At 71.5% G+C, this 1,271-nt stretch carries 1 pseudogene; it reads left to right on the plus strand.

Annotated features, from left to right (window positions below):
• Positions 1-611: 611 nt before the first annotated feature.
• A pseudogene (locus tag ABZ885_RS41405) lies at positions 612-1,271 on the plus strand (hypothetical protein); the annotation flags it as partial.

Raw genomic sequence — 1,271 nt, forward strand, 5'->3', positions numbered from 1 at the left:
CAGGGGAACGGAGTTGGACGACAGCGACACGGACACGGAAGACTGCGGCACCAGGGGCCTCCTGTTGCTCGGCTGGATTCGACACCCACGAGCTGTGCGGGAGGCCCCACTTTCATGCCCAGCCGACCAGAAGATCACCCAACCGAGTCGGCAGACTCGAACTCACGATCACCAAGCTCGATAGAGCAACGGCTAGTGAGACACGTCGACAGGGCCGGCCAGGGGGACGAGCTGCAAGCGCTGGGCGGGGTTGCAGGCCCCGCCGAACGCCGCCTCCACAACGCGGGCAAGGGACGGAACGGAACTGAAGGACCGGCATGACCTCGAAGCAGCTGTGGCGCTGCGGGCTTGGGGCGCTCGTCGGTCCAGCGCGGGGCGACCTGCCAGCGCCCGAGGGATGACGCACCTCGGAAGCCCCGGAGCCGTTCCGAAATCCGATGGATCCTCCGCCCGCAAACAAGACACAATCCCGGGGAACCGCAGCGAGGAGGATCTGTTTGGACGTGTTTGCGTGTGCCGGGTGCTGCACCGAGTTGACGGCACCGGTGACCCGGGTCGCGCTCCCCGTCCACACCCACCACGGGGCCTGGGAGGAACTCCATCCTGCGCTGATGGAACCGGCGACGTACGCCGTCGACCCACGGCCCACCGGACCGCCCTGGCGGCGGTGGGAGGAAGTCGGAGAGGAAGCGGCTGCCCGGCAGGGGGTGTATGCGCCGGTGTACTCCGTCTCCTTCGGCGCGCGGGGCAGGATCGTCATCGCGCCCGGTGATTCCCGGTCGATGGCTCTGGTCCTGGAGAAGTGCGAGGGCTACTGCCGGGGCGTGGACGGCCGGGCCGGGCCCAATCTGGCCTGTACGGGGTGCGGACGGGCCGTGGCAACCCGGATCGACGACTCCGGCTCGTGGCAGACGGTGTGGCTGGAGCCCGACGCGGTCGTCCGCCGTCCCTCGGGGCTCCGGGCCGACCCCCTGCCCGACTGGGCGGACCTGGAGCTTGCCGAACACCGCGTCCCGCCCGTCGAACCCGACGGGTCGTGGAGCCGACGCTGGGAGGCCGCGGTCGGCGTCGCGCTGGCCCACCTCGTGGCGGCCACCGAGAACCACCCGGTGACCCTCCCCGCCGGTCCCGTCGCCGAGCTGCTCGGCCACGCCGTCGCCCGCTGTCTCCCGCCCGGGACCCCCGGAGGAACTGGCCCTGCCCACCGACCGGCCCCGCCCGGCCCGGATGAGCCACCGCGGCAACACCGTCCCGTTCACCGTCCCCGCCGC

Source organism: Kitasatospora sp. NPDC047058, assembly GCF_040643935.1.
Taxonomy (GTDB): Bacteria; Actinomycetota; Actinomycetes; order Streptomycetales; family Streptomycetaceae; genus Kitasatospora.